Source organism: Pseudomonas sp. LRF_L74 (assembly GCF_965644255.1).
Lineage (GTDB): Bacteria > Pseudomonadota > Gammaproteobacteria > Pseudomonadales > Pseudomonadaceae > Aquipseudomonas.
In genome coordinates this window covers 288731-311099 of record NZ_CBFFRH010000001.1, presented here as the reverse complement: position 1 = coordinate 311099, position 22369 = coordinate 288731, and the positions used below count along the sequence as shown (strand labels likewise).

At 65.2% G+C, this 22369-nt stretch carries 20 protein-coding genes; 8 read left to right on the top strand and 12 right to left on the bottom strand.

Annotated features, from left to right (window positions below):
• Positions 1–186 precede the first annotated feature (186 nt).
• Together ctaD and coxB are read right to left on the bottom strand one after the other, a co-directional pair.
• A complete protein-coding gene (gene ctaD, locus ACSZPK_RS01500) occupies positions 187–1770 on the bottom strand; it encodes a cytochrome c oxidase subunit I (RefSeq protein WP_437879632.1) in 1584 nt (527 codons plus the stop codon).
• Between the two features lies 1 nt (position 1771).
• Positions 1772–2899 (bottom strand): cytochrome c oxidase subunit II, encoded by a 1128-nt coding sequence (gene coxB / locus ACSZPK_RS01495; protein ID WP_437879631.1) that lies wholly within the window; start codon positions 2897–2899, stop codon positions 1772–1774.
• A gap of 281 nt (positions 2900–3180) precedes the next feature.
• On the opposite strand from coxB, the gene ACSZPK_RS01490 reads away from it, so the two are divergent.
• Positions 3181–3822 carry a hypothetical protein gene (locus tag ACSZPK_RS01490; protein ID WP_437879630.1) on the top strand — a complete coding sequence of 214 codons (642 nt, stop codon included), beginning with the start codon at positions 3181–3183 and terminating at the stop codon, positions 3820–3822.
• Positions 3823–4061: 239 nt separating this feature from the next.
• Positions 4062–4847 carry a 5'-nucleotidase, lipoprotein e(P4) family gene (locus ACSZPK_RS01485; protein WP_437879629.1) on the top strand — a complete coding sequence of 262 codons (786 nt, stop codon included), beginning with the start codon at positions 4062–4064 and terminating at the stop codon, positions 4845–4847.
• A gap of 118 nt (positions 4848–4965) precedes the next feature.
• On the opposite strand, the gene ACSZPK_RS01480 is transcribed toward ACSZPK_RS01485, so the two are convergent.
• From ACSZPK_RS01480 to gpmI, 3 genes are all read right to left on the bottom strand, one after another.
• Positions 4966–6273: a S41 family peptidase gene (locus ACSZPK_RS01480; protein WP_437879628.1), complete on the bottom strand. Its 1308-nt coding sequence runs from the start codon at positions 6271–6273 to the stop codon at positions 4966–4968.
• Positions 6274–6304: 31 nt separating this feature from the next.
• On the bottom strand, positions 6305–7588 hold the full coding sequence (locus ACSZPK_RS01475; protein WP_437879627.1) for a murein hydrolase activator EnvC family protein: 1284 nt from the start codon (positions 7586–7588) through the stop codon (positions 6305–6307).
• A gap of 114 nt (positions 7589–7702) precedes the next feature.
• Positions 7703–9238: a 2,3-bisphosphoglycerate-independent phosphoglycerate mutase gene (gene gpmI / locus ACSZPK_RS01470; RefSeq protein WP_437879626.1), complete on the bottom strand. Its 1536-nt coding sequence runs from the start codon at positions 9236–9238 to the stop codon at positions 7703–7705.
• A gap of 241 nt (positions 9239–9479) precedes the next feature.
• On the opposite strand from gpmI, the gene ACSZPK_RS01465 reads away from it, so the two are divergent.
• Genes ACSZPK_RS01465 through secB form a run of 3 tightly spaced genes read left to right on the top strand, consistent with a single transcriptional unit; the run spans position 9480 to position 10647 of the window.
• Positions 9480–9893, top strand: coding sequence for a rhodanese-like domain-containing protein (locus tag ACSZPK_RS01465; protein ID WP_437879625.1), 414 nt, complete (start codon positions 9480–9482; stop codon positions 9891–9893).
• A gap of 1 nt (position 9894) precedes the next feature.
• Positions 9895–10149, top strand: a complete 255-nt coding sequence (grxC, locus tag ACSZPK_RS01460; protein WP_437879624.1) for a glutaredoxin 3 — start codon at positions 9895–9897, stop codon at positions 10147–10149.
• A 33-nt stretch (positions 10150–10182) separates the two neighbouring features.
• On the top strand, positions 10183–10647 hold the full coding sequence (gene secB / locus ACSZPK_RS01455; protein WP_437879623.1) for a protein-export chaperone SecB: 465 nt from the start codon (positions 10183–10185) through the stop codon (positions 10645–10647).
• Positions 10648–10708: 61 nt separating this feature from the next.
• Here secB and ACSZPK_RS01450 read toward each other — a convergent pair whose 3' ends face one another.
• A complete protein-coding gene (locus ACSZPK_RS01450; RefSeq protein ID WP_437879622.1) occupies positions 10709–11905 on the bottom strand; it encodes a class I SAM-dependent rRNA methyltransferase in 1197 nt (398 codons plus the stop codon).
• 361 nt (positions 11906–12266) lie between these two features.
• Between ACSZPK_RS01450 and ACSZPK_RS01445 the strand changes: the two genes are divergently transcribed.
• From ACSZPK_RS01445 to ACSZPK_RS01435, 3 genes are all read left to right on the top strand, one after another.
• Positions 12267–13079, top strand: coding sequence for an HDOD domain-containing protein (locus ACSZPK_RS01445; RefSeq protein ID WP_437880256.1), 813 nt, complete (start codon positions 12267–12269; stop codon positions 13077–13079).
• 34 nt (positions 13080–13113) lie between these two features.
• A complete protein-coding gene (mutM, locus tag ACSZPK_RS01440) occupies positions 13114–13926 on the top strand; it encodes a bifunctional DNA-formamidopyrimidine glycosylase/DNA-(apurinic or apyrimidinic site) lyase (protein ID WP_437879621.1) in 813 nt (270 codons plus the stop codon).
• A 165-nt stretch (positions 13927–14091) separates the two neighbouring features.
• Positions 14092–14433, top strand: coding sequence for a multidrug transporter (locus ACSZPK_RS01435; protein ID WP_437879620.1), 342 nt, complete (start codon positions 14092–14094; stop codon positions 14431–14433).
• A 13-nt stretch (positions 14434–14446) separates the two neighbouring features.
• Here the strand turns inward: ACSZPK_RS01435 and ggt are convergent, their stop codons facing one another.
• From ggt to ACSZPK_RS01405, 6 genes are all read right to left on the bottom strand, one after another.
• Entirely contained in the window at positions 14447–16111 is a 1665-nt protein-coding gene (gene ggt / locus ACSZPK_RS01430) for a gamma-glutamyltransferase (RefSeq protein ID WP_437879619.1), read from the bottom strand.
• Positions 16112–16201: 90 nt separating this feature from the next.
• Positions 16202–16453 carry a YfhL family 4Fe-4S dicluster ferredoxin gene (locus ACSZPK_RS01425; protein ID WP_437879618.1) on the bottom strand — a complete coding sequence of 84 codons (252 nt, stop codon included), beginning with the start codon at positions 16451–16453 and terminating at the stop codon, positions 16202–16204.
• A 138-nt stretch (positions 16454–16591) separates the two neighbouring features.
• Entirely contained in the window at positions 16592–17071 is a 480-nt protein-coding gene (gene coaD / locus ACSZPK_RS01420) for a pantetheine-phosphate adenylyltransferase (protein WP_437879617.1), read from the bottom strand.
• A 117-nt stretch (positions 17072–17188) separates the two neighbouring features.
• A complete protein-coding gene (locus ACSZPK_RS01415; protein WP_437879616.1) occupies positions 17189–17341 on the bottom strand; it encodes a hypothetical protein in 153 nt (50 codons plus the stop codon).
• A 48-nt stretch (positions 17342–17389) separates the two neighbouring features.
• Positions 17390–20320, bottom strand: coding sequence for a DEAD/DEAH box helicase family protein (locus tag ACSZPK_RS01410; protein WP_437879615.1), 2931 nt, complete (start codon positions 20318–20320; stop codon positions 17390–17392).
• Positions 20317–22311: a site-specific DNA-methyltransferase gene (locus tag ACSZPK_RS01405; RefSeq protein ID WP_437879614.1), complete on the bottom strand. Its 1995-nt coding sequence runs from the start codon at positions 22309–22311 to the stop codon at positions 20317–20319. Before ACSZPK_RS01405 ends, ACSZPK_RS01410 begins: the two co-directional genes overlap by 4 nt.
• Positions 22312–22369: the final 58 nt, after the last annotated feature.

Genomic DNA, 22369 nt, shown 5'->3' with positions numbered 1-22369 from the left:
CGATGGTGGATGAAAAGAGCGTCATCCACCCTACATACGCGGCATGGGTTGGATTGCGTGTTTTTCGTAGGCGCGAGGTAGGACACGACAACACCGCTGTTCGTAGGGTGGACGACGCCTCACCTGTCCACCGCAACGCCGCGATGGTGGATGAAAAGGGCGTCATCCACCCTACGGTCGAGGCGTTCATTTCACCTCCGGCGGGGTGCTGAAGGTGTGGTAGGGCGCGGGCGAGGGGACGCTCCACTCCAGCCCATCGGCGCCGTCCCAGGGCTTGGCCGGCGCGGGCTTGCCGCCACGGATGCACTTGATGACGATGAACAGGAACAGCAACTGGGTGGCGCCGAAGGTGAAGGCGCCAATCGACGAGACCATGTTGAAGTCGGCGAACTGCAGGTTGTAGTCCGGGATGCGTCGAGGCATGCCGGCCAGGCCGACGAAGTGCATGGGGAAGAACGCCAGGTTCATGCCCACGAAGCTCATCCAGAAGTGCAACCTGGCCAGCACCTCGTCGTACATGTGCCCGGTCCATTTCGGCAGCCAGTAATAGGCCGAGGCGAAGATGCCGAAGATCGCGCCGGGCACCAGCACGTAGTGGAAGTGGGCGACCACGAAGTAGGTGTCGTGGTACTGGAAGTCCGCCGGGGCGATGGCCAGCATCAGCCCGGAGAAGCCGCCGATGGTGAACAGGATGACGAAGGCCACGGCGAACAGCATCGGCGCCTCGAAGCTCAGCGAGCCGCGCCACATGGTGGTCGCCCAGTTGAACACCTTCACCCCGGTCGGCACGGCGATGAGCATGGTCGCGTACATGAAGAACAGCTCGCCCACCAGCGGAATGCCGACCACGAACATGTGGTGCGCCCAGACGATGAACGACAGGAAGGCGATGCTCGCCGTGGCGTAGACCATCGAGGTGTAGCCGAACAACGGCTTGCGCGAGAAGGTCGGGATGATCGCGCTGACCGCGCCGAAGGCCGGCAGGATCATGATGTACACCTCGGGGTGGCCGAAGAACCAGAACACGTGCTGGAACAGCACCGGGTCACCACCACCGGCCGCATTGAAGAAGCTGGTGCCGAAGTGGATGTCCATCAGCATCATGGTCACGCAGCCGGCCAGCACCGGCATCACCGCGATCAGCAGGAAGGCGGTGATCAGCCAGGTCCAGACGAACAGCGGCATCTTCATCAGGGTCATGCCCGGCGCGCGCAGGTTGAGGATGGTCGCGATCACGTTGATCGCGCCCATGATCGAGCTGATGCCCATCAGGTGGATGGCGAAAATGAAGAAGGTCACGCTCTCCGGTGCGTAGGTGGTCGACAGCGGCGCATAGAAGGTCCAGCCGAAGTTCGGCCCGCCGCCGGGCGTGAACAGGGTGCTGACCAGCAGGCCGAAGGCCGCCGGCAGCAGCCAGAAGCTGAAGTTGTTCATTCTTGGCAGGGCCATGTCCGGCGCGCCGATCATCAGCGGGATCATCCAGTTGGCCAGGCCGACGAAGGCCGGCATCACCGCGCCGAAGACCATGATCAGGCCGTGCATGGTGGTCATCTGGTTGAAGAACGCCGGTTCGACGATCTGCAACCCCGGCTGGAACAGTTCGGCACGGATGACCATGGCGAACGAGCCGCCAAGCAGGAACATGCTGAAGGCGAACCACAGGTACAGGCTGCCGATATCCTTGTGGTTGGTGGTCAGCACCCAGCGCATCAGGCCCTTGGGCGGGCCATGGGGATGGTCGTCGTGGTGGCTGTCGATCACGGCGCTCATGTCATTGGCCCTCCGCATGTTTCAGGGCGAGCACATCCTTGGGCGTGATCATGTCGCCCTTGTCATTGCCCCAGGCGTTGCGTTCGTAGGTGACCACGGCGGCGATATCCACCTCGGACAGCTGCTTGCCGAAGGCGGCCATGGCGGTGCCCGGCTTGCCGTGGAAGACGATGCTCAGGTGCGCGTCCTTCGGCCCGGTGACGATCTTCGAGCCCTTGAGCGCCGGGAACATCGGCGGCAGGCCCTGGCCCTCGGCCTGGTGGCAGGCCGCGCAGGTGCGGTGGTAGACCTTGTCGCCGTGGGCGACCAGTTCGTCGAGGGTCCACTCCTTGCCCGTCAGTTCCTTGAGCTTGGCGGCCTCGGCCTTGCGCTCGGCCAGCCAGCTTTCATAGTCGGCCTGGCTCCTGGCCTCGACCACGATGGGCATGAAACCGTGGTCCTTGCCGCACAGCTCGGCGCACTGGCCGCGATACAGGCCGGGGCGTTCGATGCGCGTCCAGGATTCGTTGACGAAGCCGGGAATCGCGTCCTTCTTCACCGCCAGCGCCGGCACCCACCAGGAGTGGATCACGTCGGCGGAGGTGATCAGGAAGCGCACCTTGGCGCCCACCGGCAGCACCAGCGGCTCGTCCACTTCCAGCAGGTAATGCTCGCCCTTGTCGGCTTCGTTGTGGATCTGCTCGGCGGGCGTGGCCAGGTTGCTGAAGTACTCGACGTCCTGGCCCAGGTACTTGTAGTGCCACTTCCACTGGTAGCCGGTGACCTGGATGTCCACGTCCGACTCGCTGGTGTCGTAGATGTTGATCAGCGTGCGCGTGGCCGGCACCGCCATGGCGACCAGGATCACCAGCGGCACGACGGTCCAGAGGATTTCCACCGTGGTGCTTTCGTGGAAGTTGGATGCCTGCTGGCCGGTGGAGCGGCGGTGGATCAGCATCGACCAGAACATCACGCCGAAGACGATCACGCCGATGACCACGCAGATCCAGAAGATCGTCATGTGCAGGTCGAACACCGTCCGGCTGACCTCGGTGGCGCCGGGCGTCATGTTCACCGTCCAGGCCGCGTATGCCGACTCGGATGCCAGCAACGGCAACACGCCCATCCAGGCTCGTGGATGTCGCATCATCGCGGGTCCCCCGCTTGTTCTTGTTATGTCCGCCGGCTATCCGGCTCTATCAGGTTCACGCCTTGCGAGTTCGAGTATAGCCAGGGCCAATCACCACACAATTAACAGGTGTTAGGCGCCGTTCGTGGCTTTGGGGCAGTCTTTATGCGGGTTTCGTGATCGATTTTGCGGTGCGCCCAGCACTGATGGCATAAAATGATGGCACTTATGAGAAACCGTTCTTAGCAGGACATCCAACGCGGCTAAGTTCAATGCTTCGTTTGCCCACTGGGGGAATGTTCATGAATACCGTCGCCTTGCGCGAACTCATCCAGCGTGCCCAGGCCCATGAAGCCAGCACCGGCCATCTGGACCGCCTGCTGCGCGTCCAGCTCGATCGCTTGCACCCCACCATCCGTTTGCCTGAAGACGATGCCGCCGGTGTGCTGGCACGTTTCGTCGCCGCCTATATAGAAGAAGTGCCGGACGTGCTCGACGCGGCCAACAGCGTGGCCCGCGATGCCGGGATCGAGGCGCAGATCAAGCCCGTGCTGAAGGTCGCCGAGCATTTCTTTCTCAGCCCGCCAAGCCTGGTGGACAGCCACGAAGGCCTCGACGCCCTGCTCGACGAGGCCTACCTGGCACACCGCCTGGTCGAAGAGGTCAACGACCGCTATATCGCCCACCTGGGCCAGCCGCTGATTCCCTTCGATACCACCGTGGCCAACCTGATCGCCCACCAGTTGATCGGCGAACCGTTTGCCAATCAGCTCGACGAAGCGGCCCACCATGCCCTGGAAGGGATGCTCGACGAGCGGGTGTTCGAGCAGCAATCGGTGCAGGATTATCGGGCTAAGCTCAGCGACCCGCAGGTCGTCTCCGCCTGGCGCAACTGGCCGTGCCTGTCGCGCAAGCTGGGGGTCGAGCTGGCATTGCCGGCCTAGAGCGGCGACAGGTCTCACATCAGCGAAGGACGATCTGCCCTGCGCCTGACCGGTCGGTTTGGCTTGCCCATGTCGCTGCCAGGCAAATCACTGACTGTCTGGACTATGTCCACGTCGCTCACTGGACAGTGGCTGCGCCGCTGGCGTTCCTAGTATTCCTCTTTCGGTGGCGATCCAACGTGTGCACGCTGGATCGGCTTGCCATCGCCAGATATGTCCATCACCGCGGAGTGACCTTCATGAGCAAGACCAGCAGGTTGGCCTGTTTGCCCGTTGTATTCATGGCGTCGGTAGTGAGCCTGCCGAGTGCGTTCGCCGAGGACGCCGGAGCAGGCAAGGGCGAATGCCCGGTCGCCGAATTCACCATGGCACTGCGTTACCAGCAGCAGTCGGCTGAAGTCCGTGCCCTGCAATTGCAGGCCTATAACATGGCCACGCTGAAGCTGGACGCGGCCGTCGCGGCGGCGAAGGACCCGGCCAAGCTGGCCATCGTCACCGACGTCGACGAAACCGTGATCGACAACTCCGCGCTGCTGGCGCGCGACCTCGCCAACTGCCACACCTACGACAGCTGGGATACCTGGCTGCCCTGGGAGCGTGACGGCGAGCCAACCCTGATTCCCGGAGCGAAGCGCTTCTTCGAGCATGCCGACAGCCTGGGCGTCACCATCCGCTATGTGTCGGACCGCTCGGACGAGCAAAAGGACGCGACCCTGGCCACGCTGAAGAAACTCGGCCTGCCGCAGGTCAGCGCGCAAAGCGTGCTGCTGCTCGGCCCGCCCAAGGTCGAGCGCCGTGCCCTGGTCGCCAAGGATTACCAGATCGTGATGCTGCTGGGCGACAGCCTGCACGACTTCGATGGGCGCTTCCGCAAGACGCCGCTGCCGCAGCAACGCGCCGTGGTCGACGAGGAAGCGGACAAGTGGGGGGCACAATGGATCGTCTTCCCCAACGCCGGTTATGGCTCCTGGTCGAAGGAGCCGTTGCAGGCTTGGGACGCCAAGACCGTGATCGAGAAGTGGTGAGGCGCGTTTCCCTGCCGTCTCCCCTGGCGTGATCGACCCGGGCGACATTCGGGCATCGCGCCCGAATGTCGCTTGAACGTGGGCAAAACGCTGTAGGCCCAGCCTGGGGCGACGGTTGCTATTCCTTGCGTGTGACGTTGAGGCCCTTGAGCAGGTTCAGCGCCTGGCTCAACTGGTAGTCGTCGTCCTGCGGGCGCGGGCTGGCCTTGGCTTTCTTGCTGCTCGGCTTGTCTTCGCCGCCATTGCCGTTGCCCAGGTGGCCAAGCAGGTCGGCTTCCTTGAGGTTCTCGTTGTCCTGCTCGCGGGTCACCTTGGCGCGGGCCACCTCGATGTCCGGAACGATGCCCTGGGCCTGGATCGAGCGACCATTGGGGGTGAAGTACAGCGCGGTGGTCAGCTTCAGGGCGCGGTCGTTGTTCAGCGGCAGCACGGTCTGCACCGAGCCCTTGCCGAAGCTGTCGGTGCCCATCAGCACACCGCGCTTGTGGTCCTGCAGGGCGCCGGCGACGATTTCCGAGGCCGAGGCGCTGCCGCCGTTGATCAGCACCACCAGTGGCACGCCTTCGCTGGCGTCGGCCGGGTCGGCGGAGAAGCGCAGCTCGGAATTGGCGATGCGGCCCTTGGTGTAGACGATCAGGCCCTTGGTCAGGAAGTGGTCGGCCACCTCCACTGCGGATTGCAGCACGCCGCCCGGGTTGTTGCGCAGGTCCAGCACCAGGCCTTGCAGTTTTTTGCCGTTGTCCTTGCGCAGCTTGGCCAGGGCCTTGCCGACTTCGTCGCCGGTATTGACCTGGAACTGGGTGATGCGGATGTAGCCGTAGCCGTTCTCCAGCAACTGGCTCTTCACGCTCTTGACCTTGATCACCGCGCGTTCGAGGGTCACGTCGAACGGCTGGCCGCCTTCGCGCACCAGGGTCAGCTTGATCTTGCTGCCGGCCTTGCCACGCATCTTGTCCACGGCCTCGGTCAGCGACACGCCCTTGGTCGGCTGGTCGTCGATCTTGATGATCAGGTCGCCGGGCTGGATGCCGGCGCGCGAGGCCGGGGTGTCGTCGATCGGCGTGACCACCTTGAGGAAACCGTCTTCCTGGCCGACTTCGATACCCAGGCCGCCGAACTCGCCGCTGGTGCTTTCCTGCAGCTCGGCGAAGGCTTCCGGCTCAAGATAGGCGGAGTGCGGGTCGAGGTTGCTGAGCATACCCTTGATCGCATTCTCCAGCAGGGTCTTGTCGTCCACCGGCTCGACATAGGCCGACTTGATGCGATCCATCACCTCGGCGAAGGTGCGCAACTCGTCGAGCGGTAGCGGCGCCTTGCCGGTCGCCGCCGCTGGCTCCGCCTGTTCGGGCGCGGCGAGCGCGAACGGGCTGCCGGCGAACAGACCCAGGGCCAGGGCGAGAGGGGTGAGACGGCGAAGGTGCGGCATGTACTGACTCCCGGAAGATTAGATTTCGCGCTTATCCCTGCGCGCGGCACCATTGTGCCGGATCGCTCGGACGGCCTTGCTGACGAATCGCGAAGTACAACGCTGGCGTGTCCTGGCCACCGCTGGTGCCGACGGTGGAGATCGCATCCCCCGCCTTGACGATGTCTCCCGCGCTCTTGAGCAGGCTCTGATTGTGCCCGTACAGGCTCAGGTAACCATTGCCATGATCGACGATCACCAGCAGCCCGGCGCCACGCAGCCAGTCGGCGAACACCACGCGCCCGCCGTGTACGGCTCGCACCCGGCTGCCGGCGCCCGCGCTGATCAGTACGCCGTCCCATTTGCTACGAGCGTCATCGCCGCGCTGGGTTCCATATCTCGCTACCAGGCGACCGTCGACCGGCCACGGTAACTTGCCCTTGGCCTGGGCGAACGGACCGCCGTAGGACGCGCCAGCGCCCGAGACCAGCGGCCCGCTGGTGGGCGTCGGTGTTTTGCGCGGCGCGCTCGTGGCGGCATTGCGCTGGGCCTGAGCCTGGGCGGCGCGTTCCTGTTCGAGCCTGGCCAGGCGCCGCGCCTCTTCGGCTTCACGGGCCTGGCGGGCGAGGGTTTCCTCGATGGTCTTGAGCACCCGGCCGAGTTCGGCCTGGTCCTGCTGACGCGCCTTGAGCTTGGCGTCGCGCCCGCTGTATTCCTTGTTCAGCTTGGCCAGCGCCAGTTGGTGCTCCTTGCGCACCGACGCCAGCTCTTCACGCTGGCTGTCGAGCATGTCCTTGCGTTCGAGGAGCTGGTTCTTCTGGGTGTTGATGTCGTTCTCGACGTTGGCCAGTTGCCGCAGGGTCTCGTTGAAGGTGTTCAACTGCTCGACCCGGGCCTTGCCGAGGTAGTCATAGTAGGTGAGGGTGCGGGAGAACTTTTCCGGCTGCTGCTGGTTGAGCAACAGCCGTAACGGCTCCTTTTGGCCACCCTGGTAGGCCGCGCGGGCCTGGATGGCGATCAGTTTTTGCTGTTCAAGGCGCGACTGCTGGAGTTTTTTTTTCTCCTGGTCGAGGCGTTGCAGCTCTTTTTCGTTCTCGTCGATGTCTTTCTGCAGGCCTTTGACCTGCTTCTCGAGATCGCCCATTTCGGTCTCGGTGCGCTTGAGGTCTTTCTGGACGCCGGATTTTTCTTTCTGCAACTGGTCGAGCAGCTTCTTCAATTCGGCGACATCGCCGCGCGCGGCATCGAGCTGTTTCTGGGCTTCGGCCTTTTCATCGGCAACGGCGCCGCCTGCGAACAAGCCGCAGAGAAGGATCAGGGAGAGGGCGCGGAACATGGGTCTGACGGTCACCTGTGCGAATGACGCGGCTAGTATGCCTAAAAAAGCAGCTACAAGCTGCAAGCGACAAGTAAAGGCGTCCGCTCCTACTTGCCGCTGCCAGCTCGCCGCTTAGTTCAGCTCGACGATCGAGGTGCCGGTCATTTCCTCGGGAACCGGCAGGCCCATCAGGGTCAGCAGGGTCGGTGCCACGTCGGCCAGCACGCCGCCCTCGCGGATGTTCAGCGAACGCTTGCCGACATAGATGAAGGGGACCGGCTCGCAGGTGTGGGCGGTGTGGGCCTGGCCGGTGGTTTCGTCTTCCATCTGCTCGACGTTGCCGTGGTCGGCGGTGATCAGTGCCTCGCCGCCGACCCGCTCCAGGGCGTCGACGATGCGCCCGATGCAGGTGTCCAGGCACTCGACCGCGGCCACGGCCGCCTCGAACACACCGGTGTGGCCAACCATGTCGCCGTTGGCGTAGTTGACCACGATCACGTCGTAACGCTGGTTGTCGATGGCGTCGACGATCTTGTCGGTGACTTCCGGCGCGCTCATTTCCGGCTGCAGGTCGTAGGTGGCGACGTTCGGCGACGGGATCAGGATGCGCTCTTCGCCGGGGAACGGCTCTTCGCGGCCGCCAGAGAAGAAGAAGGTCACGTGGGCGTACTTCTCGGTCTCGGCGATGCGCAGTTGGGTCTTGCCGTTGTTGGCCAGGTACTCGCCGAGCACGTTGCTCAGCGAACCGGCGGCGAAGGCGCTGGGCGCCGGAATGGTCGCCGCGTACTGGGTCAGCATGACGAAGCCGGCCAGTTGCGGCACGCGGCTACGGACGAAGGCATCGAAGCCGGGCTCGACGAAGGCGCGGGTCAGCTCGCGGGCGCGGTCGGCGCGGAAGTTCATGAACACCACGGCGTCGCCGTCTTCCACCTGCACCGGCGCGCCGAGGGTGGTGGCCTTGACGAACTCGTCGCTCTCGCCACGGGCGTAGGCGGCTTCCAGGCCGGCCACCGCGGATTCGGCGTTGAACAGGCCGCTGCCGCTGGCGATCAGCTCATAGGCCTGGGCAACGCGGTCCCAGCGGTTGTCGCGGTCCATGGCGAAGTAGCGGCCGACGATGCTGGCGATGCGGCCCTTGCCGAGCCTGGCGAAGGTGGCGTCGAGCAGTTCCAGGGAGGGCTGGGCGCTTTTCGGCGGGGTGTCGCGGCCGTCGAGGAAGGCGTGCAGGTAAATCTTCTCGGCACCGCGACGGGCGGCCAGCTCGGCCATGGCGACGATGTGGTCCTGGTGGCTGTGCACGCCGCCGTCGGACAGCAGGCCGAGGATGTGCACGGCCTTGCCGGCGCCAACGGCCTTGTCCACCGCCGCGCCGATCACCGGGTTGTCGAAGAACTCGCCGTCGCGGATGGATTTGGTCACCCGGGTGAAGTCCTGGTACACCACGCGCCCGGCGCCAAGGTTCATGTGGCCGACTTCGGAGTTGCCCATCTGGCCGTCCGGCAGGCCGACGTCCATGCCGCTGCCGGAGATGACACCGTGCGGCTGGCTGGCCAGCAGGCGGTTGTAGACCGGGGTCTTGGCGGCGAGGATGGCGTTGGAGTCGGGGCTGTCGCTGTGGCCGAAGCCATCGAGGATGATCAGCACCAGGGGTTTGGGCGTTGCACTCATGGAAGCTGGCTCGCTGTACGTAGGATTCAAAAAGGGCTGGGCAGTTTACGTTTCAGGCGGAATGAAAACTACTGCGCTTGGCCGGCGTCGTTAAAAACAGGCATCGAAGACTGATCGATAGGACCAGAAATCCGCTGCTTGGTTTATTTTGACCTGACCGATGTGCCGTAATGATGCCGTCTGCTCAGTGCTGGCGGGGCTGTGTATACTGGCCGGCATTTTACCGTCCTGGAACCCCGCGATGCTGGACCACCTGATTCAATTCGCCATAAATCACTACGTATTGACTGGCGCCTTCGTCATTCTGCTCGTGCTTCTCCTGCTCACCGAGCTGCGCAAGGGCGGCAAGAGCCTGTCGACCCGCGAATTGACCGCCCTGGTCAACAGTGAGCAAGGCGTGGTGCTGGATATCCGCAGCAAGCAGGATTTCGCCACCGGCCACATCGTCGGCGCGATCAACATCCCGTTCGACAAACTGGCCAGCCGCACCGTCGAGCTGGAGAAGCACAAGGCCAAGACCCTCATCGTGGTCGACGCCGCCGGCCAGCAGGCCGGCAGTGCCGCCGGCGAGCTGAAGAAGGCCGGCTTCAACGCCGCCAAGCTCAGTGGCGGCATCGGCACCTGGCGCAGCGAAAACCTGCCCGTGGTGAAGTGACATGGCCAAGGTCGTCATCTATTCCAGCGACTGGTGCCCGTTCTGCATCCGCGCCAAGCAACTGCTCGAGAGCAAGGATGTGGCCTTCGACGAGATCAAGGTCGACGGTCAGCCCCAGGTCCGCGCGCAGATGGCGCAGAAGGCCGGACGTACCTCGGTGCCGCAGATCTGGATCGACGACCGGCATGTGGGCGGTTGCGATGACCTCTACGCCCTGGAGCGCGCCGGCAAGCTCGACGCATTGTTGCAAGACTGATCAACCTTTTCGAAACCTGAAGAAGACGTAGCCATGACTGAACAAGCGAACAACGGCGCGGAGCAACAAGGCCCGCAATTCTCCCTGCAGCGCATCTACGTGCGCGACCTGTCCTTCGAGGCGCCGAAGAGCCCGGAGATCTTCCGCAAGGAGTGGACGCCGAGCGTCGCGCTGGACCTGAACACCAAGCAGAAAGCCCTCGAAGGTGACTTCCACGAAGTCGTGCTGACCCTCTCGGTCACCGTCAAGAACGGCGAAGAAACCGCCTTCATCGCCGAAGTCCAGCAAGCCGGTATCTTCCTGATCAAGGGCCTGGACGCCGATTCCATGAGCCACACCCTCGGCGCGTTCTGCCCGAACCTGCTGTTCCCGTACGCCCGTGAAGCGCTGGACAGCCTGGTCACTCGCGGTTCGTTCCCGGCGCTGATGCTCGCCCCGGTGAACTTCGACGCGCTGTACGCCCAGGAGCTGGAGCGTCTGCAAGGCAATAACGGCTGATCGACGCCGCAAGCGCCCCTGCACGGGGTCTGGAGGGGCGCGATCTTGCGCCGTGCCCCGATCAGGCGTTGGGCAGCAGGCGCACCGTCAGGCTCTTGATGTAGCGGGTCTCGGCGATGGCCGGATGCACCGGATGGTCCGGGCCCTGGGCGCCGCGTTCGAGCAGCTGGATATTGCGATCCAGGTGGCGGGCGCTGGTCAGCAGGATGTTCTGCAGGTGGTCTTCTTCCAGGTGCATGGAGCAGGAGGCGCTGACCAGGATGCCGTCCTTGTTGAGCATGCGCATGGCGGCTTCGTTGAGGCGCCGGTAGGCGGCCTCGCCGTTCTTGATGTCCTTTTTGCGCTTGATGAAGGCGGGCGGGTCGGCGACGATCACGTCGAAGCGCTCTTCGGCCGCCTTGAGTTCACGCAGCGCGGCGAACACGTCGCCTTCCACGCAGGTGACCTTCTCGGCGAAGCCGTTGAGCGTCGCGTTGCGCTCCACGCCGTCGAGGGCGAAGCCGGAGGCGTCGACGCAGAACACTTCGCTGGCGCCGAACGCGGCCGCCTGCACGCCCCAGCCACCGATGTAGCTGAACAGGTCGAGCACGCGCTTGCCCTTGACGTAGGGTGCCAGGCGCGCGCGGTTCATGCGGTGGTCATAGAACCAGCCGGTCTTCTGGCCTGCCAGCACCGGTGCTTCGAACTTCACCCCGTTCTCTTCCAGGGCGACCCACTCCGGGACCACGCCGAAAGGCGTCTCGACATAGCGCTCCAGGCCTTCCGCATCGCGGGCCGAGGAGTCGTTCTTGAACAGGATGCCGCTGGGCTTGAGCACCTGGACCAGGGCCGCCAGCACGTCATCCTTGTGCCGCTCCATGGTCGCCGAGGCCAGTTGCACCACGAGGATGTCGCCGAAACGATCGACAACCAGCCCTGGCAGCAGGTCGGAGTCGCCATAGACCAGGCGGTAGAACGGCTTGTCGAACAGGCGCTCGCGCAGGCTCAGGGCGACGTTGAGGCGGTGCACCAGCAGCGACTTGTCCAGCACATGCTTGACGTCGCGCGACAGCAGGCGCGCGCAGATCAGGTTGTTCGGGCTCAGGGCGACGATACCCAGCGGCTTGCCGCCCGCCGCTTCGAGAAGCGCCTGGTCGCCGGCCTGGAAGGCGTTCAGCGGCGTGGCGGTTACATCGATCTCGTTGCTGTAGACCCACAGGTGGCCGGCGCGCAACCGGCGGTCGGCATTGGCTTTGAGGCGCAGGCTGGGCAGGGACATGGGCGGCTCCGAAGGGTAAAGGGGGCGGATTCTAGCATCGCCGAGACGAGGGCAGCTGGAGGAAAACGCGCCAGGTCAGACCGTGTGAAAACGTAGCGAGCGAAGGTCAGGCAAGGGCTAGGCGCCCCCGCAAAACGGCGAAAAAGCGCAGTTTACGAGCTGTAAATGAGCATTTTGAGCCGTTTTTTAACGCCGCATGACCGAGCGCAGTAGTTTTCACACGGTCTGAGGTGGCAACGTTGTCTCTGTTTGACGGCGTGCTTCGGCGGTAGACTGCCAACCCCTCTCCTTTTCGTTGTTGTCCGTCATGGCCCAAGAACTCACCGCCGAGCAGATCCAGCAGGTTTTGCAAGGCATCAGCGTGCCGCCCCAACCGCAGATCATGGTCGACCTGCAGATGGAGCAGGTCATGCCCAATCCGGACCTGAAAACCATCGCCAAGCTGATCAGCCAGGACCCAGGCCTCTCGGGTGCCTTGTTGAAAATCGTCAACTCGCCCTATTTCGGCCTGGCCAACAAGGTCAGCTCGATCCAGCGCGCGGTCAACCTGCTCGGCAGCCGCTCGGTGATCAACATGATCAACGCGCTGTCGATCAGGGGGGAGATGAGTGACGAGACCATCGTCACCCTCAACCGCTTCTGGGACACCGCCCAGGACGTGGCCATGACCTGCCTGACCCTGGCCAAGCGCATCGGCTGCGAGGCGGTGGACGAGGCCTACACCCTGGGCCTGTTCCACAACTGCGGCATCCCGCTGATGCTCAAGCGCTTCCCGCAGTACATGACCGTGCTGGAGGAGGCTTACTTCAGCGCGGGCGCCGAGTGGCGCGTGGTCGACACCGAGAACCGCCTGCTCAATACCAACCACGCGGTGGTCGGCTACTTCACCGCCAAGTCGTGGAACCTGCCGTTGCACCTGTGCGAGGCCATCGCCAACCACCACAACGCCCTCGCCGTGTTCACCGATGACAACGGCAAGGACGCGCAACTGAAGAACCTGCTGGCCATTCTCAAGATGGCCGAGCACATCTGCGGTTGCTTCCAGGTGCTCGGCAACCAGGAGCAGGACCACGAGTGGGCGTCGATCCGCCATCTGGTGCTCGACTACGTCGGGCTGTCCGACTACGACTTCCAGACGCTCAAGGAAACCATCCACGACCTCGGGGCAGGCTAGCCGCCCTTCTTCTCACCCATGCAGAGCCGCCCGAATGCCTGAACTACCCGAAGTCGAAACCACCCGTCGCGGGATCGCGCCTCACCTCGAAGGCCAGCGCGTCACGCGCGTGGTGGTGCGTGAGCGCCGGCTGCGCTGGCCGATTCCCGAGGATCTGGACGTGCGCTTGTCCGGGCAGCGCATCGAGACCGTCGAGCGGCGCGCCAAGTACCTGCTGATGAAGGCCGAGAGCGGCACCCTGATCGGCCACCTGGGCATGTCTGGCAGCCTGCGCCTGGTCGAGGCCGGTCTTCCGGCGGCCAAGCACGAGCACGTCGACATCGAGCTGGAGTCGGGCATGGCGCTGCGCTACACCGATCCGCGCCGCTTCGGCGCGTTGTTGTGGAGCCAGGACCCGCTCAACCACGAACTGCTGGTCAGGCTCGGCCCCGAGCCGCTGACCGATGCCTTCGATGGCGCGCGTCTCTACCGGATGTCGCGGGGCCGTTCGATGGCGATCAAGCCATTCATCATGGACAACGCGGTGGTGGTCGGCGTCGGCAACATCTACGCCTCGGAGGCGTTGTTCGCCGCCGGGATCGATCCGCGCCGCGAGGCGGGCACGGTGTCCAGCGCGCGCTACGAGCGCCTGAGCCAGGAGATCAAGCGCATCCTCGCCCATGCCATCGAGCGGGGCGGCACCACCTTGCGCGATTTCGTCGGAGGCGATGGCCAGCCGGGCTACTTCCAGCAGGAACTGTTCGTCTACGGGCGTGGCGGTGCATTCTGCAAGACCTGTGGCGCGGGCCTGCGCGAAATCAAGCTGGGGCAGCGGGCGAGCGTGTTCTGCCCGAAGTGCCAGCGCTAGCTGTTTGGCGCGGTGCTGACAAAACACCTGGCAGCCTTCGTATCCCGTTGGTAAGAAGGCGCCGACAATCTCCAGCATTGACCGGGTTCACGCTGACAATCGCCATGGCGCTGTTATAGTTACTCGCATCTGCCGTACACCCCCTAATAACGAAGGACCGCCGTCATGAATCCGTTCCGTACCCTGGCCGCCGCTCTGGCGATCTCCACCGGCCTGTTGACCCTGTCGAACTTTGCCATGGCGTCTGAAAACACCAGCGGCAACCCCGAGTACGACGTCGAGGCGCCCAAGGCCTACACCATGATCGGTGACCTGCTCATCGCCCGCCCGGCGCTGATCTTCGCCACCGTGGTCGGCGCCGGCCTGTTCGTCGTCACCCTGCCGTTCAGCGCAGCAGGCGGCAACATTGGCGAGGCGGGCCATGCGCTGGTGGTCGAGCCTGGGGCCGCGGCTTTCGTTCGCTGCCTGGGCTGCACCGAGTCGGGCTATAAAAGAGCGGATCGGTAAGCGCGGCTCCAGCTTATTGCGCCAGGCCGATCCCGCGCGGATCGCTGGCCGCCTGGACGTGACCGCTGCGTTTGTTCCAGAGCAGGACCTGCTGGTTGCCGAAGCCACGTTGCACTTCCTTCACCTGATAACCGCGTGCCCGCAGGTCGTCGAGCTGCGCGGCGCTGAAGGCGCCTGGCTCGTATTCGACGATGTCGGGCAGGTACTGATGGTGGAAGCGTCGGGTCGCCGGCCATTGGGCGACCGGCCGGCCATCCAGGTAATCGAGGATCGCCAGCAGCACCATGCTGGGAATGCGGCTGCCGCCCGGCGTGCCGAAGCTGGCCAGCGCGTCGGCGCTTTCGATGAAGGTCGGGCTCATGCTCGACAAGGGGCGCTTGCCGCCGGCGACGGCGTTGGCTTCCGCACCCTTTAAGCCGTAGGCGTTGCTGCCTTGCAGGTCGGCGGCGAAGTCGTCCATCTCGTTGTTGAGGATCACGCCCGTACCGGGGACGGTGAAGGCCGCGCCGAACGGCAGGTTGATCGACAGGGTGGCGGCGACGGCATTGCCCTCGCGATCGAGCACGGTGAAGTGAGTGGTGTGGTCGCCTTCGCGCCAGGCCGGGCTGGGTGGCAGGCTGGCGCTTGGCGTCGCCTTGGTTGGGTCGATGCCAGCGGCAAGGCTGCGCAGATAGTCCGGGTCGAGCAGTTGCGCCAGTGGATTGCGCACGAAATCGGGGTCGCCCAACTGGCCGCGATCACGGTAGGCGCGGCGCAGGGTTTCCAGCACATAGTGGGCGCGCTGCACGGGTTGGGCCTGTTGCCACGGCAGGTGCTGCAACATGACCAGGCTCTGTGCCAGGGCCACGCCACCGGCCGAAGGTGGCGGCGCGCCGATCAGCTCGCGGCCTTGGTCCAGCATGACGCGCAGTGGCTGCCGTTCGACCACCTGGTAGTCGGCCAGGTCCCTGGCGCTCCAGACGCCGCCTTTGGCTTGCACGCCCTTGAGCAACGTGTTCGCCGTCTCCCCGGTGTAGAAGCCGGCGCGGCCATCGCGGGCGATCGCTTCGAGGGTGCGAGCCAGTTCCGGCTGGCGCAGCAGGCCGAGCAGTTCAGGTACGTTGCCGTCCTTGTCGAGGAACAGGCGGGCGCTTTCCGGGTCCTTGCGCAGGGCTTGCAGGCGCAGTTCGGCGCGCTCGCGGTAGACCCGGTCGTAGGACACGCCATCGCGGGCCAGGCGAATCGCCGGGGCCAGGGAGTCGCTCAGGGGCAGCGTGCCGTAGCGCTCGGCCAACGCCACCAGGGCCGCGGGCAGGCCAGGGATGGCGGCAGCGAGCGGACCGTTGAGCAGCCGGTCGCGCTGGACCGTGCCGTTCTGGCGGTAGCGCTCGCTGTCGATAGCCTGGGGGGCCTTTTCGCGGGCATCGAGAAAGCGGTAGCCGGGTTGATCGCCCGCCGTGCGCAGGAGGAAGAACCCACCACCGCCCAGGCCGGAGCCGTAAGGTTCGACCACTGCCAGGGCGGCGCTGATGGCCACCGCTGCGTCGAAGGCATTGCCGCCCATGGCCAGGGTCTCCAGGCCGGCGACGGTGGCGGCCGGGTGGGCGGTGGCTACGGCGGGGTGTTCGGGTTTGCTGGAGGCGTGGGCCGTACAGGCCAGCGTCAGGCAGAACAGGGTGGTGACGAGCGTCTTGAGCACGGGGAGGTCCTGTTACCGTTGTCGGAATGCAGGTAATGCCCAGAGGGCGAAGGCAGTGTGTTGACCTCGTCCGAACCCTCGGGTTCGCCGTTACGCCTTGGCGGTGATGATCAGGTACTTCTGCATCAGTTCGTCCTTGCTCTCCACCCGCTCTTCGTCGAGGGGGATGCAATCGACCGGGCAGACCTGCTGGCACTGCGGCTCGTCGTAGTGGCCCACGCACTCGGTGCACAGGCCCGGATCGATGATGTAGATCTCATCGCCCGCGGAAATCGCACCGTTCGGGCACTCGGGCTCGCAGACATCGCAGCTGATGCAGTCGTCGGTGATCTTGAGGGACATGGAACACTCCTGCCGAAGCGGTTGGCTTCGACACGTTCAACAATCGATTGGGAGTGAATTGTGCCGGATTGTCCCTCTCCACGCCAACCGAGCCGACTGGGGGATGCCTCTGGCGCGGCATCCCCCGCGCGCTTGGACTCAGCGTTTCAGGCGTTCGTGCAGCGCTTCGGCGACCGCCGGGTGGACGAACTTGCTGATGTCGCCGCCCAGGTTGGCGATCTCGCGCACCAGGGTCGAGGAGATGTAGGAGTACTTTTCCGAGGGGGTGAGAAACAGGCTCTCCACATCCGGCGCCAGCTGGCGATTCATGTTGGCCAGCTGGAATTCGTATTCGAAATCGGACACCGCGCGCAGGCCGCGCAGCAGCACGTTGGCGCCCTGCTCCTTGACGAAGTGCGCCAGCAGGGTGGAGAAGCCCACCACTTCTACGTTGGGTAGATGCTTGGTGACCTCGCGGGCCAGCTCGACGCGTTGTTCCAGGGAGAACAGCGGGTTTTTCTTCGGGCTGGCGGCGACGGCGATGACCACCTGATCGAACAGGCGCGACGCACGCTCCACCAAGTCGCCATGGCCCCTGGTGATGGGGTCGAAGGTGCCCGGGTATAAGACTCGATTCATGCTGGCGTCCTGGTGGGGCCGATGGGGAGTCGGATGGTAGCGCAGCACCCCGCCATGGGCCAAGTCGAGGGCGCGCACGGTGGGCGCTGATCGCCCTGCGCCCTGCGCGGCCCGTGCTCAGCGCGAGCGCTTGAGACGTTCTTCCAGGCGAATCTGGCGCTCCCGCAGGCGCCCACGGGCCTCGGGGTCGTTCACCCTGATGATCAGTTGCTGCAAAACCTCCAGGGTGCGTATGGCCAAGGCCCTGCTGCGTTCTTCCGTGTTGCTCATCGTTCCAGCCTCCATGTCTGTTGCATCGGGTTTGATCGTTGCGCGTTTCTACAGTTCCAGCGTGCCCTGGGCGCTGGCCGAGGCCGTCGGCCTGATGCGCGAGAACGCCAGCAGGTCGGCCAGGCGGGCGCCGTTGCCACGCCAGTCGTAAAACAGTGCTTCGCCGACCAAGGCGTAGCGCCACGGCAGGTGCGCCCGCTGCTGCGGAGCGAGCGCGTTGATCCGTTCGCACCAGGTGCTCGCTGCCTTGAGCTTGCGCTGCACGTTGGGGTGGCTGAGCTGCTGCTGGGCCTTGGTTTCCACCAGGTAGATGGCGTCCACCGTGCGCACCAGGAAGTCCGGGCAGTAGAAGGCCGGCAGGCCGTCTTCCTTGACGTAGCGCAGGCGGGCGAAGTCGTGGCGGTTCTCGCTGATCTTGCAGAAGGCCAGCACCGCCGCGTCTTCGTTGGCCCATTCGATGAAGGCTTGTTCCAGGCCGCCGTTGCGCGCGGGGTAGGGCAGGCGCTCGTAGATGCACTTGGCGACCGCCAGCGAAGCGCTCTCGCGGACCATCAGCCGACGGACCTCGGACAGGCGGCGATGGCGCACTTCGCTGCTGCCGATCACGGGCCGTTCTTCAGCGCGGACCAGGGCCAGGGCGAAGACCTTGATGAGGTGCCCGATCACCGGTTGCAGCAGAAGCAGGCGCCAGCCTTCGTCGATGAAGGGCTCGAAGGCTTCGCCGAACAGGCGCTCGCGGATGTAGTCGTCGAGGGCCGAGGCCAGTTGCACGGTGCCGATCTGCAGGTAAGGGTTGGCCAGGTGCCGGGCGATCCTGTTGCCCCTGGGCAGCGGTTGGCTGAGGGCCTGGCCGATGCGCCGGGTCAGGCGCGACAGCAGCTCGTTGTAGCCTCTGACGTCCAACACCGCGCCGTCGACCCGGTAGTCGCCGAACAGGGTGGCGCTCTGCAGGTCGTGGGAGGTGAAGACCTCACCCTTGCCCAGCAGCCCGCTGAGCCCGGCCAGGCTCATGGCGGTGAAGGGCGGCAATTGGTCGATGGCGATTGGCGTGAATTCCAGGCTTTCCTGCGCCTCGCGCAGGATGAACGGAATGGCGAAGTCGTAGGCCGCGTAACCGTCGCGCAGCTCGGCTGGGATCAGGTCGCCGGTGCTGCGGGTGCCGTCGTCGCCGCCGCTGACGCCGACCAGGCCTTCCTCCATCAGTTCGTCGTAGAAGCCCTGGAAGGCCGGGTGCTCGACGATGGAGAGGATGTCGATCAGGCTGCCCGGTTCCTGCCCGGCGTTGATGCGCTCGCGGTTCTCGCGCTTGATGTCGGCGAACTCCGGCGCGCGCCACATCAGGCGCAGGCCGCGGCCGATGGTCTGTTCGAGGAGGATCTGCGCCTGGCTCGAACGCAGCGGCACGATCACGCAGATGTTGTTGACGTCGAAGCCCTCGCGCAGCATCAGCACGCTGACGATCACCCGTGGCTGGCTGTGGCGGTCGACGTTGAACAGGCGCTGGCGAATCGCTGCCCAGGCTTTTTCGCCGAGTTCGGCCTTCTTGCCAGAGTCGACCGTGAGCACGTCGTCTGCGTGCAGGCCTTCGTCCTGCAGGAAGCGCGCGACCAGCGGCGACACCGTGGTGTCTTCGCAGACCACCAGCATCTTCGGCTGGCGATCCGGGTCGATGCGGGCGAAGTCCCGTTCCAGCGTGCGCAGCTTGTGCAGGCCGGCGCGCAGCATGATGCGCTGGCCGTCGCAGAGGCTGACGTTGCCGTCCGCGTCGCGCTCGGCCTTGAACGCCAGGGGCAGGGCGCCGATCTCGCGGCGCTGGTCGAGCACCAGGGACTTGACCAGGCCAAGGCGCATCGCCTGCTTGAGGTCGAAGTCGACGATGATGTGCGGGAAGTACACCTTGCGCCTGTTCCTGCCGCTGCCGAGGTCGTTGTAGGGCGTGGCGGAGAAGTCGACCTGGACGAAGCGCCGGCCCTTGGTCATGGCGATGCGCGTCAGGCTTTTCTGCCATTCCACCTCGTCGCTGTCGCCGACGCGCTTGAGCTCATGGATGTGGTGGGCCTCGTCGTTGAACACCATCAGGTCCGGCAACCTGGCGAGAAAGGCCAGGACGTTGCCGCGCGTGTGGCGCCGATCCAGTACGTCGAGGCTGTTGCCGGTGGTTTTGCCAGGCACCAGCGGCAGTACCGAATAGGCCACGGTCGAGGGCTCGGCGGCCAGGGCCGGGGCGTGCATCGCCTCGGCGTCCTCCTGCTCGTCCTCGGCATCGGCCAGCAGGTGCCAGTTGCAGAGGGCGAGCAGGCCGTTGCCGGTGACCTTGAGGCCGATGTCCTGCTTCTCGCAGGTGTTGCCGCGCACGAACTGCTGGACGCGCTCGCGATGCGGCGGCGGCACGAACAGCTCGGCATAACGGGCGACGTCGGCGCTGGCGAAGTCGCGCGAGCGGTCGCCGCCAGCGCTTTCCCGCTCCTTGCCGAGGAAGGCGTCGAGCAGGCGTTCGTAGACGATCAGCCCAGGCGCGACGATGAGGAAGTGGCGGGTGAAGCGCGGGTCGTCGCGGCCTTCGTCCAGCGCGGCGCTCTTGTTCAGCATCTGCCACACCAGCAGCGCCTGCAGCACCCAGGTCTTGCCCGTGCCGGTGGCCATCTTCATGCAGTACTTGGGGTAGGCGTGCTTGGCCCGGTTCAGCTCGCGCAGCAGTTCGTCGTCGTGCAGCGTCTCGGCGCACAGTTGGCGATGCAGGTCGAGCAGGTCGGTGCTGCCCAGGACTTCGTGGGCGACGATGGCATTGAGGATGGCCTGGCGCTGCCCGGGGTGGAAGTTGAGGCCCTGGCGCGCCTGCACGGCCTCTTCGCCGAACCACCAGCGCAGCAGGTGGCCGGTGGTCGGCGTGACCTGCTCGAACACCTCGGCCACGCCCTGCTCCAGGCCGACGCAGAGGGCCTCGGTGCGGCGGGTCAGGGCCTCGGCGAGGACGCTCATGCGACGTCCTCCGTGACGAGCCGGATCACTTCGGCCTCGAAGCCGAAGACGTCGACGACCCGCACGCAGACCCGCCGTTCGCCAGCCTTGTGTGGCACGTCCACGCGCGCCTCGCTGACCACCCGCAGCGGGTCGTCGTCATTGGCGCTGTTGCCGCGGTAGTCCTGCCAGACCGAGCGGAACACGTCGCCGTCGTAGTCCGGGTCGACCGCCCAGTACTCGATCAGCGCCAGCGGTTCCTTGTTCATGACGCGCTGGAGTTTTTCCCGGTTGGTCTCGTCGAGGTTGATCGCCTCGGGCGACAGCAGCACGTAGTTGGCCAGCCTGATGTGCAGGCGCTCGCCGGCTGCGGTGCGCTGGCGCGTGATCGGGTGCGTGGTCAGGTATTGCAGGCTGGAGAAGCGCAGGCCGTTGCGCAGTTTCTCGATACTGTTGCCTTTCTTGCGCAGGCGGTCGAGCAGGTCGGGCGGGATCACCAGCACTTCCAGGCGCTCGTCGGCGAGGGCGCTGATGCTCTGGCCGATGGCCGGCTCGAAGTTCCAACCGAGCACCACCACGCGGTCCCAGCCGCCGAGCAGGTTGTCGCGCAGGGCGATGGCCTTGTTCAGGGTGGCGACGCCGGTGAGTTTGTTCGGCGAGTCGGCCAGCACCAGGGTCTTGTGCCCGCCGCCGGTGATGGCGCCGAGATTGCGCAGCGGGTTGTCCTCGGCCGGCAGTGGCTGCGCGCCATACAGCGAGAGGACGATGCCCGACAGGTCGCCGATGCGGAAATTGCGCCCCAGGCTGCTCTTCGCCGCTTCGATCTGGTAGTCGCCGATGGCCTGGTAGAGGAATGGCCTGGTGTTCTGGTCGATCAGCCGCTTGCGCATGATCATGCAGGCCGGCTTGCCCAGGTCGCTGGTGATCCAGCGGCGGCCCATGCGTTCGGCCACGGCGGCGGTGGTGCCGGAGCCGCCGTTGAAGTCGGCGACCAGGTCGCCGGGGTTGGTCGAGGCCTTGAGGATGCGTTCGAGGATGGCCTCGGGCTTCTGCGTGGCATAGCCCAGGCGCTCCTTGGCGACCTGGTTGAGGGCGTCGATCACCCAGTAGTCGACGGCGTAGGTACCGCCGCGCAGGTAGTGGCGATAGACCAGTTCCGGGTGGGTCTTTTCCCATTCCGGGGCGACGTCGCGGGCCGACTGGATCGGGCTGCCGACGATGCCGCGGCCCATCAGGCGGTAGCGGCCTTTCTCGTCTTCGTAGCGGTACTTGGCGACGGTCGAGGGCGCGTGCGGTTGCAGCACCGCGTCGGGGTTGAAGGTGAAGCGCTCGGGGTGCTTGCTGTAGAAGTAGATGGTGTCGTGCTTGCGGTTCCAGCGCTTGGTCGAGTTGATCGCCTCGCGGTAGCACCAGACGATCTCGTTCTGGAAGCAGTGCTTGCCGAACACCTCGTCCAGCACCAGCTTCACGTAGTGGCCGACGTGCCAGTCCAGGTGCACGTAGATCGAGCCGCTGTCGCTGAGCAGCTCGCGCATGAGGATCAGGCGCGGGGTGATCATCGCCAGGTACGAGGCGGTGCCCTCGGCCCAGGTGTCCGAGTAGGCGAACTGCTCGATCACCGTGGGCCGCTGCTCCAGTTCGACGCCGGGCAGGGTGACCTTGGTGCGGTAGTCGGCCTTGGAGTCGAACGGCGGGTCGATGTAGATCAGGTCGACCTTGCCGCGCAGGCTCGGCGTGCCTTCGTCGCCGGCGAGCAGGGCGGCGATGGCCAGCAGGTTGTCGCCGTAGATCAGGCGGTTGCTCCACTCGGCCTGCTCGCTGCCGGCCTGGGCATCCAGGCGGCAGGCCTGATCGATCCAGTCGCCGACCTGGACGTCGCGCGCAGGCAGCACCCATTCGCGGGTCTGCAGGTTCACCCGGTGGCGTCCTTCCAGGCTTTGCAGAATCCGTTCGGCGAGCTGCCGCCCGCGGGCGACGATTTCGGGGAGTTGCTCCAGCAGCGACTTAGGCATAGAACCTTAACCACGAGTTACGTAACCAATAGTCTATATCAAATGCTGATCGGGTAAC